Below are 11,557 nucleotides of genomic sequence, written 5' to 3'. Positions count from 1 at the left end.
GCTCAGGCCATGCGCCGCGACAGCGCCGAGCGCCGCTCCCGCAGGAAGCGCGCGAGGCGCTCGGGATAGTCCGCACCCACCGCCTGCTGCACCGACGGCCGCGCCGCCAGCGCCAAGCGCCATGCGCGCACGCGCGGCAGGTCCACGAACAGGTCGGGCTCGCCGTGCTGCTCGAACACCTCGAAATAGCGGAACACCGGCGCGAACGCGGCGTCGACCACGCTGATGCGGCTGCCGGCGAAGAACGGCCCTTCGGCATCGAGCACGGGTTCCACCTGCGCGAACTTGCCGCGCAGGTCCTGGCGCTTGGCTTCCAGCACGGTGCCGTCGGGCGCCGAGTAGAACGCCCCGATGGTGTTGAGCACCGCCGAGGCGAACTCCACCCAGCCGCGGTGGCGCGCCCGCTGCAGGGCGTCTTCGGGATGCAGGCGCGGCGCCAGCGTTTCGTCGAGGTAGTCGCAGATCACCGCCGACTCGAACACCGGCACATCGGCCACCAGCAGCACCGGCGTCTTGCCCAGCGGCGACACCGCGGTGAACCAGGCCGGCTTGTTCGCCAGGTCCACGTCGCGGCGCGCGAACGGCACGTTCTTCTCGGCCAGCACGATGGCCGCGCGCTGCACGTAGGGACACAGGTGGTGGCTGGCCAGGGTCAGCTGCGGGGCTGCGGGGCTCATGCCTTCACCAGCCCTTCGGCCAGCAGCGCCGCGTGCACCGCCGGCCGCGCGGCGACACGCTCGAGGTACATGGCGAGCTGCGGATACGGTGCGAGCGGAATGCCCAGCAGCGGCGCCCAGCGCACGATGGCGAAGGCATAGGCGTCGGCCACCGTGAAAGCGTCGCCCGCCAGGAAGCCGCGGCCCGCCAAGTGGCGATCCAGCTCGGCGAAGCGCAGGGCCAGCTTGTCCTTGATGGTGCGGCGCGTGGAGTCCGCCGTTTCCTTGTGCCACAGCCAGGGGCTCATCGCCTTGTGCAGCTCGCTGGACACGAAGGTCAGCCACTTGAGCACTTCCAGCCGCTGCGCGCCTTGCGCGGGCAGCAGGCCGCTTTCGGGTGCGCGTTCGCCCAGGTGCTGCAGCAGCGCGGCCACTTCGGTGTGGCGGCTGCCGTCTTCCAGCTCCAGCAGCGGCACGTAGCCGCGCGGGTTGACGGCGAAATAGTCGTCGCCGGCCGCGGTGCGGTGCGTCGCCAGGTCGACGGATACGAGGTCGGACGCGAGGCCCAGCTCGCGCAGCGCGATGTGGACGGCCAGCGAGCAGGCGCCGGGAGCGTAGTACAGCTTCATGGGAGGACTCCTTGCAGCAACAGTGGATCGGAGGTTGGAATGTATGATTGCGTTGTTGCAATTGAAATAAGCACAAATGAAATCACCGATTGCACAAACGCAATACGCTCTCGGCTCCGCCGACCTGCAGGTGCTGCTGGCGCTGGCGCGCGGCGGCACGCTGGCCGAAGCCGGCGCGCGGCTGAACGCCGATGCGTCCACGGTGTTCCGCGCGCTGCAGCGCATCGAGAAGCGGGCCGGCCAGCGCCTGTTCGAGCGCACGCGCCAGGGCTACCTGCCCAGCGACGCGATGATCGGCATCGCTGGGCACGCGGAACGCATCGAGGCGGAACTGGAGGGGGCGCGCGCCCTGCTGCTGCGCCCGGGCGAGGAGGTGTCCGGCCGGGTGCGCCTGACCACGGTGGACACGGTGCTCCGCGGGCTGGTGCTGCCCTCGCTGGCCGCGCTGTCGCGCCAGCATCCGCAGCTGCAGCTGGAACTGCGCGCCTCCAACGAGGTGATGAGCCTGAGCAAGCGCGACGCCGACCTGGCGCTGCGCGTTCTGAGCGGCGCGGCCAAGCCGCCCGAGCACGTGATCGGCCGCCGGCTGGGATCGATTCCTCTCACCGTGTATGCGCCGCGCGCGTGGACCGCGGCGCAGCGCCGCAAGCCGCTGGACAGCCTGCCGTGGATCGCGGTGGACGAGGCGCTGCCCGAACACCCCACCGTGCGCTGGCGCCGCAAGCAGTTCCCGAAGCTCGCGCCGCAGCACTTGGTGGACGGCGTCACGCACGTGGTGGACGCAATCCGCTGCGGCCTGGGCGTGGGCGTGGCGCCGCTGTTCCTGCGCGAGCTCGAGCCGCAGCTGGTGCCGCTGGGCGCGCCGCTGGAGGGCTGGGATTCCGGCCTGTGGCTGCTGGCGCATCCCGAGTCGCGCCACCTGCGCCGCATCGCAGTCGTGTACCGGCATTTCGCCGAATCGATCCAGCTGCCGCCCTGAGCGTCGTAGGATAGTGGGCATGCAAGCAGTCCCGCCCGACCCCACGCTCTGCCCGCTGTGCGGCCAGGCCAACCGCTGCGCCATGGAAGTGCAGCGCGAGACCGGCCTGGCTCAGCCGCCCTGCTGGTGCGTGCAGGCCGACTTCACCGAGGAACTGCTCAGCCGGGTGCCGGCCGCGGCGCGCCGCACCGCCTGCATCTGTGCCGCCTGCGCGCGCGGCGCGCCCACCGCCTGATGGCGGCCGAAGCAGCCAGCGGCCCGCATTCGCTGGCCGCGATGCGCGAGCGCTGGGGCCCGCGCTACCGCTGGTACCTGCTGCTGTCGGTGATGGTCGGCACCATCGCTTCGATCATGTCGTCCACCATCGTCAACGTGGCGATTCCCGACATGAGCCACCACTTCGCGCTGGGCCAGGAACGCGCGCAGTGGATCAGCTCCAGCTTCATGCTGGCCATGACCACCTCCATGCTCACCACGCCGTGGCTGCTGGCGCGCTACGGCTACCGTCGCGTGTACGTGGGCACCATGGCGCTGCTGCTGGCGGGCGGCGTCACCGGCGGGCTGGCCGACCATTTCCTGGTGGTGCTGGGCGCGCGGGTGGCCGAGGGCCTGGCCGCCGGCGTGATGCAGCCGATCCCGGCCATCATCGTGATGCGCGCCTTCGAGCCGCACGAGCAGGGCCGCGCCTCGGGCGTGTTCGGCATGGGCGCGGTGCTGGCGCCGGCCGTCGGCCCGGCGCTGGGCGGCGTGCTGGTCGACGTGTTCGGCTGGCGCTCCATCTTCTTCATGGTGGTGCCGTTCTGCATCGCTGGCTTCGTGCTGGCGCGGCGCTTCGTGCCGGCCTCGGCGCCCGGCGGCCTGGCCATGCAGCGGCAGGCGCGGCTGGACTGGGTGGGCCTGCTGCTGGCCACCGGCGGCACGCTGTGCCTGCTCAACGGGCTGGTGGAACTGCACGGCGGCACCCTGCCCCTGGCCGCCGCGCTGCTGGCCGGCGCCGTGGCGGCGCTGGTGCTGTTCATCGGCTGGCAGCGGCACGTGGCACAGCGCGGCGGCGAGCCGCTGATGAACCTGGCGCTGTTCGGCTCGCGCAACTTCATGCTCGGCAGCATCGTGGCCTTCATCTACGGCACGGCCCTGTTCGGCTCCACCTACCTGCTGCCGGTGTTCATGCAGTTCGGCCTGAAGATGCCGGCCACGCAGGCCGGCGGCGTGCTGCTGCCGGCGGGCCTGGTGCTGGCCGGCACCATCGCCGTGGCGGGGCGCATGGTCTACCGCGTGCCCACCAACTGGCTGGTGAGCGGCGGCCTGGCGCTGCTGGCGGCCTCGTTCGCGCTGATTCCCACGGTGGGCCTGCAGACCGCGTCCATCGTGCTGATCCTGTGGTGCGTGCTGGGCCGCATCGGCCTGGGCTTCATCCTGCCCTCGCTCAACCTGGCCGCGATGAACACGCTGGACAAGGCGCTGATCGCGCAGGGCGCCAGCGCCATCAACTTCCTGCGTATGCTGGGCGGCGCGGCCGGCGTCAGCCTGTGCGGCATCGTGCTGGAGTGGCGCATCGCGGCGCACGGCGACGCGCTTGCCAACCCGGCGACCAGCCCGGCGCGCATCGCCGCCTTCGACGAAGCCTTCCTCATCCTGGCCGCGGTCTGCGCGCTGGCGATCGTCGCGGCCTGGCGGCTGCGCGACACCGAAGCGGTGGTCGCCGCGCGCACCACCCCACGGCCGGGCGCCGCTGGCGAATCATCGTCCCGATAATCGCCCTATGTGCCAGCTGCTCGGGATGAACTGCAACACGCCGACCGACGTGACGTTCAGCTTCACCGGTTTCGCCCAGCGCGGCGGCCGGACGGACCACCACGCCGACGGCTGGGGCATCGCCTTTTTCGAGGGCCGGGGCCTGCGCCATTTCGTCGACCACGCGCCGGCCAGCGAGTCGCCGGTGGCCGAGCTGATCCAGCGCTACCCCATCCGCAGCCGCAACGTGGTGGCGCACATCCGCAAGGCCACGCAGGGCCGCGTGGCGCTGGAGAACTGCCATCCGTTCGTGCGCGAGCTGTGGGGCCGCTACTGGGTGTTCGCGCACAACGGCGACTTGAAGGGCTTCGCGCCGCGGCTGCACTCCAGTTTCCGCCCGGTGGGCGACACCGACAGCGAGCGCGCCTTCTGCTGGATCATGCAGGAGCTGGCGAAGTCGCATGCCGGCGTGCCCAGCGTCGCCGAGCTGACGTTGACGCTGCGCGAGTTGGCCGCGCCGATCGCGCGCCACGGCACCTTCAACTTCATGCTGTCCAACGGCGAGGCGCTGTGGGCGCATTGCGCCACCAACCTGTTCTACGTCGAGCGCAGCCACCCGTTCGCGCACGCCAAGCTGGCCGACGAGGACCTGAGCATCGACTTCGCGCGCAACACCACGCCGCAGGACAAGGTGGCCGTGGTGGTGACCGCGCCGCTGACCGTCGACGAGCAATGGACGCAGTTCGCGCCGGGCGAGCTGAAGGTGTTCGCCGACGGCGCGGTGGTCGGCTGAGCGGTGCGGTCAGCCCGCCACGGGCTGCGCCATCGCCGCTTCCAGCGCCTCGATGAACATCGCCGGCACGTCGAAGCCGGCCTGCTGCGTGATTTCCTGGAAGCAGGTCGGGCTGGTGACGTTGATCTCGGTCAGGCAGTCGCCGATGACGTCCAACCCCACCAGCAGCAGCCCGCGCGCGGCCAGCACCGGGCCCAGCGCTTCGGCAATCTCGCGGTCGCGCGCGGTCAGCGGCTGGGCCACGCCCTTGCCGCCCGCGGCCAGGTTGCCGCGGATTTCGCTGCCCTGCGGAATGCGCGCCAGGCTGAAGGGCACCGGCTTGCCGCCGATGACCAGCACGCGCTTGTCGCCCTGCGTGATCTCGGGCACGAAGCGCTGCACCATGATGGTGGTGGCACCCTCGTGGTTCAGCGTCTCGGTGATCGAGCCCAGGTTGAGCCCGTCGGGCCCGACGCGGAAGATGCCCGTACCGCCCATGCCGTCCAGCGGCTTGAGGATGATGTCCTTGTGCTCGGCGTGGAACTGCTTCACGGCGCCGGCGTCGCGCGTCACCAGCGTGGGCGTGGTGAACTGCGGGAACTCCATGACCGCCAGCTTTTCCGGATGGTCGCGCAGCGACGCCGGGCGGTTGAACACGCGCGCGCCTTCGCGCTCGGCCTGCTCCAGCAGGTGCGTGGCGTAGAAGTATTCGCTGTCGAACGGCGGGTCCTTGCGCATGACGACCGAGTCGAAGTCCTTGAGCGCCTGCGCGGCCTCGCGCGTTTCGCGGAACCACGCGTCCTCATTGCCGGTGAGCACCAGCTCGCGCACGTCGGCGCGCACCACGCCGCCGCTGACCCACTGCAGGTGCCGCGGCTCGCAGGCAGCCACGCGGTGGCCGCGCCGCTGGGCTTCCCGCATCATCGAGAACGTGGTGTCCTTGTAGACCTTGAAGTCTTCCAGCGCATCGGCGACGAACAGGATGTGCATGCCCATGGCGGTCAGCCCCTGGCCGGAATCGCCAGGCCGCGCACGACGGCGGGGCGGGCGGCGAACGCGGCCAGCACGCGCTGCACCTCGGGGCAGCGGTCGAACTCCACCAGGTCGCCGGCGGCGTAGTAGCCGACCAGGTTGCGCACCCAGGGGAAGGTGGCGACGTCGGCCACCGTGTAGCTGTCGCCCATCAGCCATTGCCGGCCCTTCAGGCGCTGCTCCAGCACGCCCATCAGGCGCTTGGCTTCCGCCACGTAGCGGTCGCGCGGGCGCTTGTCCTCGAAGTCCTTGCCGGCGAACTTGTGGAAGAACCCCACCTGGCCGAACATCGGGCCGATGCCGCCCATCTGGAACATCAGCCACTGGATGGTTTCGTAGCGCGCCGCGGGGTCCTTGGGCATCAGCTGGCCGGTCTTGTCGGCCAGGTACAGCAGGATCGCGCCCGACTCGAACAGCGCGAACGGTTGGCCGCCGGGACCATCGGGGTCGATGATGGCCGGGATCTTGTTGTTCGGGTTGAGCGACAGGAACTCGGGCGAGAACTGGTCATTGGTCTCGAACGACACCAGGTGCGGCTCGTACGCAAGCTCCATTTCCTCCAGCGCGATGGAGATCTTCACGCCGTTGGGCGTAGGCAGCGAGTACAGCTGCAGCCGGTCCGGATGCAGGGCCGGCCACTTGCGGGTGATGGGGAAGGCGGCGAGGTCGGCGGGTGCGGTGGCATTGGTCATCGCGGCAAAGGATAGCTGCTTTGCCTTGCTTTCGCAGCCGCGGGCTATCGCTGCGCGGGCGGCAGGCTGCCGACGGCCGCGACCAGTGCGGCATGCTGCGCCGGGTCGGCCGGCTTGTGGACCACGCGCGTGCCGGCCGGGTACTTGCCCAGGTAGTTGTCGCCCTTCCAGTTGCGCACCGGCCGGATCGGCCGCGGGGCGAAGCCGCCGCCGCAGTTCTTGCACACGTTGAAGAGAACGGACTCCACGCAGTGCGCGCAGAACGTGCACTCGAAGGTGCAGATCATCGCGTCGGTGGCTTCGGGCGGCAGCGGCTTGTCGCAGTGTTCGCAGGAGGGGCGCAGTTCAAGCATCGGACGATGGTAGGCCTGATTCTCAACCCTGCCTGCCGGGCTTCGCAGAGCTTGAGCGGCACGGTCAAGCTCCTCGACGGACCGCGCGAAACAACGTGCAGCGCGGTTCCTTTTGTGGGAAGGAGCCGGCTCTGCCGGGCCTTCCCACACTGACTAGACACCGGAGAAATCGCCATGCGATTTCTCCGGTCAAACTAGATTTCGATCTTGCTGCCCAGCTCCACCACCGAGTTGTTCGGCAGGTTCAGGAAATCCGCCGCCGCGCTGGCGTTGTGGTGCATCTGCGCGAACAGCTTTTCGCGCCAGGTGGCCATGCCGCCGCCGATGGTCGGCACCACGTTGTCGCGCGACAGGAAGTAGCTGGTGGTCATCGGCTCGAGCTCGCAGCCGCGGCCGCGGATCTGGTCCAGCGCGCGCGGCAGGTCGGGATCGTTCTTGAAGCCGTAGTGCACAACCACCTGCCAGCAGTCGTGGCCGAGCGCCTCGATCTGCAGCCGCTTGTCCATGCCGATCCACGGCACCTCGTGCGGGCGCACCGTCACGAACAGGTTGTGGTCGTGCAGCACCTTGTTGTGCTTGAGGTTGTGCAGCATGGCGTTGGGCACGGTGCCGGGCTCGGCCGTCAGGAACACGGCGGTGCCGGCCACGCGCGTGGGCGGGTGGGCGAACACCGATTCCAGGAAGCTCTTCAGGTCGATGGCGTCGTCGCGCAGCTTCTCGTTGAGCAGCTGGCGGCCTTGCTTCCAGGTCATCATCAGCGTGAACACGCAGCCGCCGATCATCAGCGGGAACCAGCCGCCCTGGATCAGCTTGAGCAGGTTGGAGGTGAAGAAGGTGAGGTCCACCACGAAGAACGAGACGGTGGCCGCGATGCACAGCGGCAGCGGGTAGCCCCAGCCGTAGCGGATGACGAAGAAGGTCAGGATGGTGGTGATCAGCATGTCCAGCGTCACCGCGATGCCGTACGCGGCCGCGAGGTTGCTGGACGAGCGGAACATCAGCACCGCCAGCACGATGGCCACGAACAGGCCCCAGTTCACGGCCGGCATGTAGATCTGGCCGGTGTCGCGCACGCTGGTGTGCTGCAGGTTCAGGCGCGGCAGGTAGCCCAGCTGCACCACCTGCTTGGTGACGCTGAAGGCCCCGGTGATGAGCGCCTGCGAGGCGATCACGGCGGCGGCGGTGGCCATCACCACCAGCGGCAAGGTGGCCCAGTCCGGCGCCATCAGGTAGAACGGATTCTTCACCGCCTCGGGATTCGCCAGCAGCAGCGCGCCCTGGCCGAAGTAGTTGAGCGTGAGCGCGGGCATGACCACGCTGAACCAGGCCAGGCGGATCGGCTTCTTGCCGAAGTGCCCCAGGTCGGCATAGAGCGCCTCGGCGCCGGTCACGCACAGCACCACCGCGCCCAGGATGATGAAGGTGGTGCCCGGGTTGTGCCACATGAAGCGCAGCGCATACAGCGGGTTCAGCGCCATCAGGATTTCGGGGTGGCGCAGGATGTGGGCGACGCCGAGCGCGGAGATGGTCATGAACCAGACCAGGGTCAGCGGCCCGAAGAAGCGGCCGATGCCGCTGGTGCCGCGCTTTTGCACCCCGAACAGGCCCAGCAGGATGATCAGCGTGAGCGGGATCACCCACTCCTTGAACTTCGGCGACACCACCTCCAGGCCCTCGACCGCGGACAGCACCGAGATCGCCGGCGTGATGACGCCGTCACCGTAGAAGAGCGATGTGCCGAAGATGCCCACGGCCAGCAGCACCTGGCGCAGTTTCGGCTTGTCCTTCACCGCCTGCGAGGCCAGCGCCAGCATCGCGACCAGGCCGCCCTCGCCGTTGTTGTCGGCGCGCAGCACCAGCACCACGTACTTCAGCGACACGATGACCGTCAGTGTCCAGAAGAAGATGGAAAGGATGCCGTAGACGTTGGCCGGCGTGAATGCCACGTGTCCGGAGCCGAACACTTCCTTCATGGCGTACAGGACGCTGGTGCCAATGTCGCCGTAGACGACACCAATGGCGCCGAGTGTCAGCGCCGCAAGCGAGGATTTCGATTTCTGCACGCGTTGGCCCCGTCTTGTTGGCGCAAGCGCCACAGCGAGGTTTCCGGATCGATGGGATCGCTATTGTGCGCCTCGCCTCGAGCCCGTGCATTGCCCATGTTGCAGCGCAGCAACGAGGCGTTAGGTGTTATTCGTAGACCTCGGCGTCGGGGTCGGTGGCTTCCAGTTCGTAGCTGGCCGCCAGCATCGCCAACCGGCCGATCACGCCGTACATGTAGAAGCGATTCGGGGCGCTGGCACCGGGCTTCTCACCGGGTTGAGGTAAGCGCGTACTCTCCGCGAACGCGAGCGGCACGAAGCCGGCGCCGGGCGCATTCAGGTTCTCGTCGATGCCGCGTTCGGCGTGCACGCGGTAGAAGCCGCCCACCACGTAGCGGTCCATCATGTAGACCACCGGCTCGGCCACGGCTTCGTGCATGCGCTCGGCCGTGAGCACGCCTTCCTGGATGATCACCTCGTGCACCTGCTGGCCATCCTTGATGACGGCCATCTTGTTCTTGGTGCGCCGGCCGATCTCTTCCAGGTCCTTCACGTCGCGCACGGTCATGATGCCCATGCCGTAGGTGCCGTTATCGGCTTTGACGATGACGAAAGGCTTCTCGGCGATGCCGTATTCCTTGTACTTCTTGCGGATGCGCGTGAGCAGCGCGTCCACGTTGGTCTGCAGGCAGTCCATGCCCGAGCCCTGCGAGAAATCGATCTCGCCGCACTTGTTGAACATCGGGTTGATCAGCCACGGATCGATGCCCAGCAGCTTGCCGAAGCGCTTGGAGACTTCCTCGTAGCTGCGGAAGTGGCGGCTCTTGCGGCGCACCGACCAGCCCGCGTGCAGCGGCGGCAGCAGGTACTGCTCGTGCAGGTCTTCCAGGATGCCCGGCGGGCCCGCCGACAGGTCGTTGTTCAGCAGGATGGTGCAGGGATCGAAGTCCTTCAGCCCCAGGCGCCGCTTGGTGCGCACCACCGGCTCCAGCGTGATGCTCTCGCCGGTGGGCAGCGCGATGGTGGTCGGCTGCTTGATCTCCGGGCTGATGGAGCCGATGCGCACGTTCAGCCCCGCCATGTGGAAGATGCGCTTCAACTGCAGCACGTTGCTCAGGTAGAACGTGTTGCGGGTGTGGTTCTCCGGGATCACCAGCAGGTTCTTGGCTTCCGGGCAGATCTTCTCGATGGCGGCCATGGCCGCCTGCACCGCCAGTGGCAGCATCTCGTGCGTGAGGTTGTTCCAGCCGCCCGGGTACAGGTTGGTGTCCACCGGCGCGAGCTTGAAGCCGGCGTTGCGGATGTCCACCGAGCAGTAGAACGGCGGCGTGTGCTCCATCCACTCGAGCCGGAACCAGCGCTCGATGGCGGGCATGGAGTCCAGCACGCGCTGCTCGAGTTCGTTGATCGGCCCGGTCAGGGCGGTGACGAGATGGGGGACCATACAGCTTGTCGTTTCCTCAGGTGCGGACTTCGCCGTTGCCCAGCACCACCCACTTGAGCGAAGTGAGCCCTTCGATGCCGACCGGCCCGCGCGCGTGGAACTTGTCGGTGCTGATGCCGATCTCGGCGCCCAGCCCGAACTCGAAGCCGTCGGCAAAGCGCGTGCTGGCGTTGACCATCACGCTGGCCGAATCGACTTCGCGCAGGAAGCGCTGCGCATGCACGTGGTCGCGCGTGACGATGGCGTCGGTGTGATGGCTGGAATAACGGTTGATGTGGTCGATGGCGGCGTCCAGGCCGTCCACGACACGGATGGCGATGACCGGCGCGAGGTATTCCTCGGACCAGTCCTGCTCGGTGGCGTCCTTCAGCAGGGCTTCGACAGGCTCAGCCCGAACGCAAGCCTGCAGGATGGCTTTCGCCTGCGCGTCGCAGCGCATCTCCACGCCCTTGGCGGCGTAGATCGCGCCGATCTTCGGCAGGAACTCGCCGGCCACGCCGCGCGCCACCAGCAGGCCTTCGATGGCGTTGCAGGGGCTGTATTTCTGGGTCTTGGCGTTGTCGGCGATGCTCACCGCCATCGCGAGATCGGTGGGGTCGTCCACGTACACGTGGCAGTTGCCGTCCAGGTGCTTGATGACCGGCACCCGCGCGTCGCGGCTGACGCGCTCGATCAGGCCCTTGCCGCCGCGCGGGATGATCACGTCCACGTACTGCGGCATGGCGATCAGCTGGCCCACAGCCTCGCGGTCGGTGGTGTGCACCAGCTGCACGGCCTCGGGCGGCAGGCCGGCGCTGTCCAGCGCCTGCTGCACCAGCCGCGCCAGCGCCTTATTGGAATCGATGGCCTCGGAGCCGCCGCGCAGGATGCAGGCGTTGCCGCTCTTGACCGACAGGCTGGCCGCCTCGATGGTCACGTTGGGCCGGCTTTCGTAGATCATGCCGAACACGCCGAGCGGCACGCGCATCTGGCCGACGCGGATGCCGCTGGGCTGCTCCTTCATGCCGATGATGTCGCCGATGATGTCCGCCATGGCGGCCAGCTGCTCGCAGCCGACGGCCAATGTCTCGATGGTCTTCGGCGTGAGCTTGAGCCGGTCGACCATCGGCGCGGCCAGGCCGCCGGCGACGGCGCGCTCCAGGTCGCGGGCGTTGTCCTGCTGCAGCGCCTGCACGTTGCCGCGCAGCAGGCAGGCGTTGCCGCTCTTGATCGCCAGCGACGCCG

General features: G+C 68.6%; 12 protein-coding genes. 4 read left to right on the top strand and 8 right to left on the bottom strand.

Features of this window, described 5'->3' with window-relative positions:
- Nucleotides 1-2 precede the first annotated feature (2 nt).
- A complete protein-coding gene (locus H0U68_RS04750) occupies nt 3-677 on the bottom strand; it encodes a glutathione S-transferase family protein (protein ID WP_296353190.1) in 675 nt (224 codons plus the stop codon).
- Nucleotides 674-1,285, bottom strand: coding sequence for a glutathione transferase GstA (gene gstA / locus H0U68_RS04745; protein ID WP_296353188.1), 612 nt, complete (start codon nt 1,283-1,285; stop codon nt 674-676). Before gstA ends, H0U68_RS04750 begins: the two co-directional genes overlap by 4 nt.
- 76 nt (nt 1,286-1,361) lie before the next feature.
- Here gstA and H0U68_RS04740 point away from each other — a divergent pair, with 76 nt between their 5' ends.
- From H0U68_RS04740 to H0U68_RS04725, 4 genes are read left to right on the top strand one after another with little or no spacing between them, the layout of a single operon-like run.
- The gene (locus H0U68_RS04740; RefSeq protein WP_296353186.1) at nt 1,362-2,264 is read left to right on the top strand and encodes a LysR family transcriptional regulator; all 903 of its coding nucleotides are present in this window, start codon (nt 1,362-1,364) and stop codon (nt 2,262-2,264) included.
- A gap of 19 nt (nt 2,265-2,283) precedes the next feature.
- Complete coding sequence (locus H0U68_RS04735; RefSeq protein ID WP_296353185.1) at nt 2,284-2,499, top strand: cysteine-rich CWC family protein; 216 nt, start codon at nt 2,284-2,286, stop codon at nt 2,497-2,499.
- Nucleotides 2,499-4,019 carry an MFS transporter gene (locus H0U68_RS04730; protein WP_296353183.1) on the top strand — a complete coding sequence of 507 codons (1,521 nt, stop codon included), beginning with the start codon at nt 2,499-2,501 and terminating at the stop codon, nt 4,017-4,019. Before H0U68_RS04735 ends, H0U68_RS04730 begins: the two co-directional genes overlap by 1 nt.
- Before the next feature lie 7 nt (nt 4,020-4,026).
- Complete coding sequence (locus tag H0U68_RS04725) at nt 4,027-4,791, top strand: class II glutamine amidotransferase (RefSeq protein WP_296353181.1); 765 nt, start codon at nt 4,027-4,029, stop codon at nt 4,789-4,791.
- Nucleotides 4,792-4,800: 9 nt separating this feature from the next.
- Here H0U68_RS04725 and gshB read toward each other — a convergent pair whose 3' ends face one another.
- The 6 genes from gshB to H0U68_RS04695 all read right to left on the bottom strand — a co-directional run.
- On the bottom strand, nt 4,801-5,760 hold the full coding sequence (gene gshB / locus H0U68_RS04720) for a glutathione synthase (RefSeq protein ID WP_296353191.1): 960 nt from the start codon (nt 5,758-5,760) through the stop codon (nt 4,801-4,803).
- Nucleotides 5,761-5,771: 11 nt separating this feature from the next.
- Nucleotides 5,772-6,494 (bottom strand): glutathione S-transferase N-terminal domain-containing protein, encoded by a 723-nt coding sequence (locus H0U68_RS04715; RefSeq protein ID WP_296353180.1) that lies wholly within the window; start codon nt 6,492-6,494, stop codon nt 5,772-5,774.
- Nucleotides 6,495-6,538: 44 nt separating this feature from the next.
- Nucleotides 6,539-6,847, bottom strand: a complete 309-nt coding sequence (locus H0U68_RS04710; protein WP_296353178.1) for a DUF1272 domain-containing protein — start codon at nt 6,845-6,847, stop codon at nt 6,539-6,541.
- 194 nt (nt 6,848-7,041) lie between these two features.
- Entirely contained in the window at nt 7,042-8,910 is a 1,869-nt protein-coding gene (locus H0U68_RS04705) for a potassium transporter Kup (protein WP_296353175.1), read from the bottom strand.
- A 127-nt stretch (nt 8,911-9,037) separates the two neighbouring features.
- The gene (gshA, locus tag H0U68_RS04700; RefSeq protein ID WP_296353173.1) at nt 9,038-10,333 is read right to left on the bottom strand and encodes a glutamate--cysteine ligase; all 1,296 of its coding nucleotides are present in this window, start codon (nt 10,331-10,333) and stop codon (nt 9,038-9,040) included.
- 16 nt (nt 10,334-10,349) lie between these two features.
- On the bottom strand, nt 10,350-11,557 hold a 1,208-nt coding region (locus H0U68_RS04695), incomplete at its 5' end, for a glutamate-5-semialdehyde dehydrogenase (protein WP_296353171.1).

Origin of the sequence: Ramlibacter sp. (assembly GCF_013697775.1) — a bacterium.
Taxonomy (GTDB): Bacteria; Pseudomonadota; Gammaproteobacteria; order Burkholderiales; family Burkholderiaceae_C; genus Ramlibacter.
The sequence above is the reverse complement of the archived record's forward strand: the minus strand, read 5'-3'. Positions and strand labels throughout refer to the sequence as shown.

Coding starts and splice junctions, on each gene's coding strand:
- H0U68_RS04750 (WP_296353190.1), bottom strand. CDS start 677: ATGAGCCCCGCAGCCCCGCAGCTGACCCTGGCCAGCCACCACCTGTGT.
- gstA (WP_296353188.1), bottom strand. CDS start 1,285: ATGAAGCTGTACTACGCTCCCGGCGCCTGCTCGCTGGCCGTCCACATC.
- H0U68_RS04740 (WP_296353186.1), top strand. CDS start 1,362: ATGAAATCACCGATTGCACAAACGCAATACGCTCTCGGCTCCGCCGAC.
- H0U68_RS04735 (WP_296353185.1), top strand. CDS start 2,284: ATGCAAGCAGTCCCGCCCGACCCCACGCTCTGCCCGCTGTGCGGCCAG.
- H0U68_RS04730 (WP_296353183.1), top strand. CDS start 2,499: ATGGCGGCCGAAGCAGCCAGCGGCCCGCATTCGCTGGCCGCGATGCGC.
- H0U68_RS04725 (WP_296353181.1), top strand. CDS start 4,027: ATGTGCCAGCTGCTCGGGATGAACTGCAACACGCCGACCGACGTGACG.
- gshB (WP_296353191.1), bottom strand. CDS start 5,760: ATGCACATCCTGTTCGTCGCCGATGCGCTGGAAGACTTCAAGGTCTAC.
- H0U68_RS04715 (WP_296353180.1), bottom strand. CDS start 6,494: ATGACCAATGCCACCGCACCCGCCGACCTCGCCGCCTTCCCCATCACC.
- H0U68_RS04710 (WP_296353178.1), bottom strand. CDS start 6,847: ATGCTTGAACTGCGCCCCTCCTGCGAACACTGCGACAAGCCGCTGCCG.
- gshA (WP_296353173.1), bottom strand. CDS start 10,333: ATGGTCCCCCATCTCGTCACCGCCCTGACCGGGCCGATCAACGAACTC.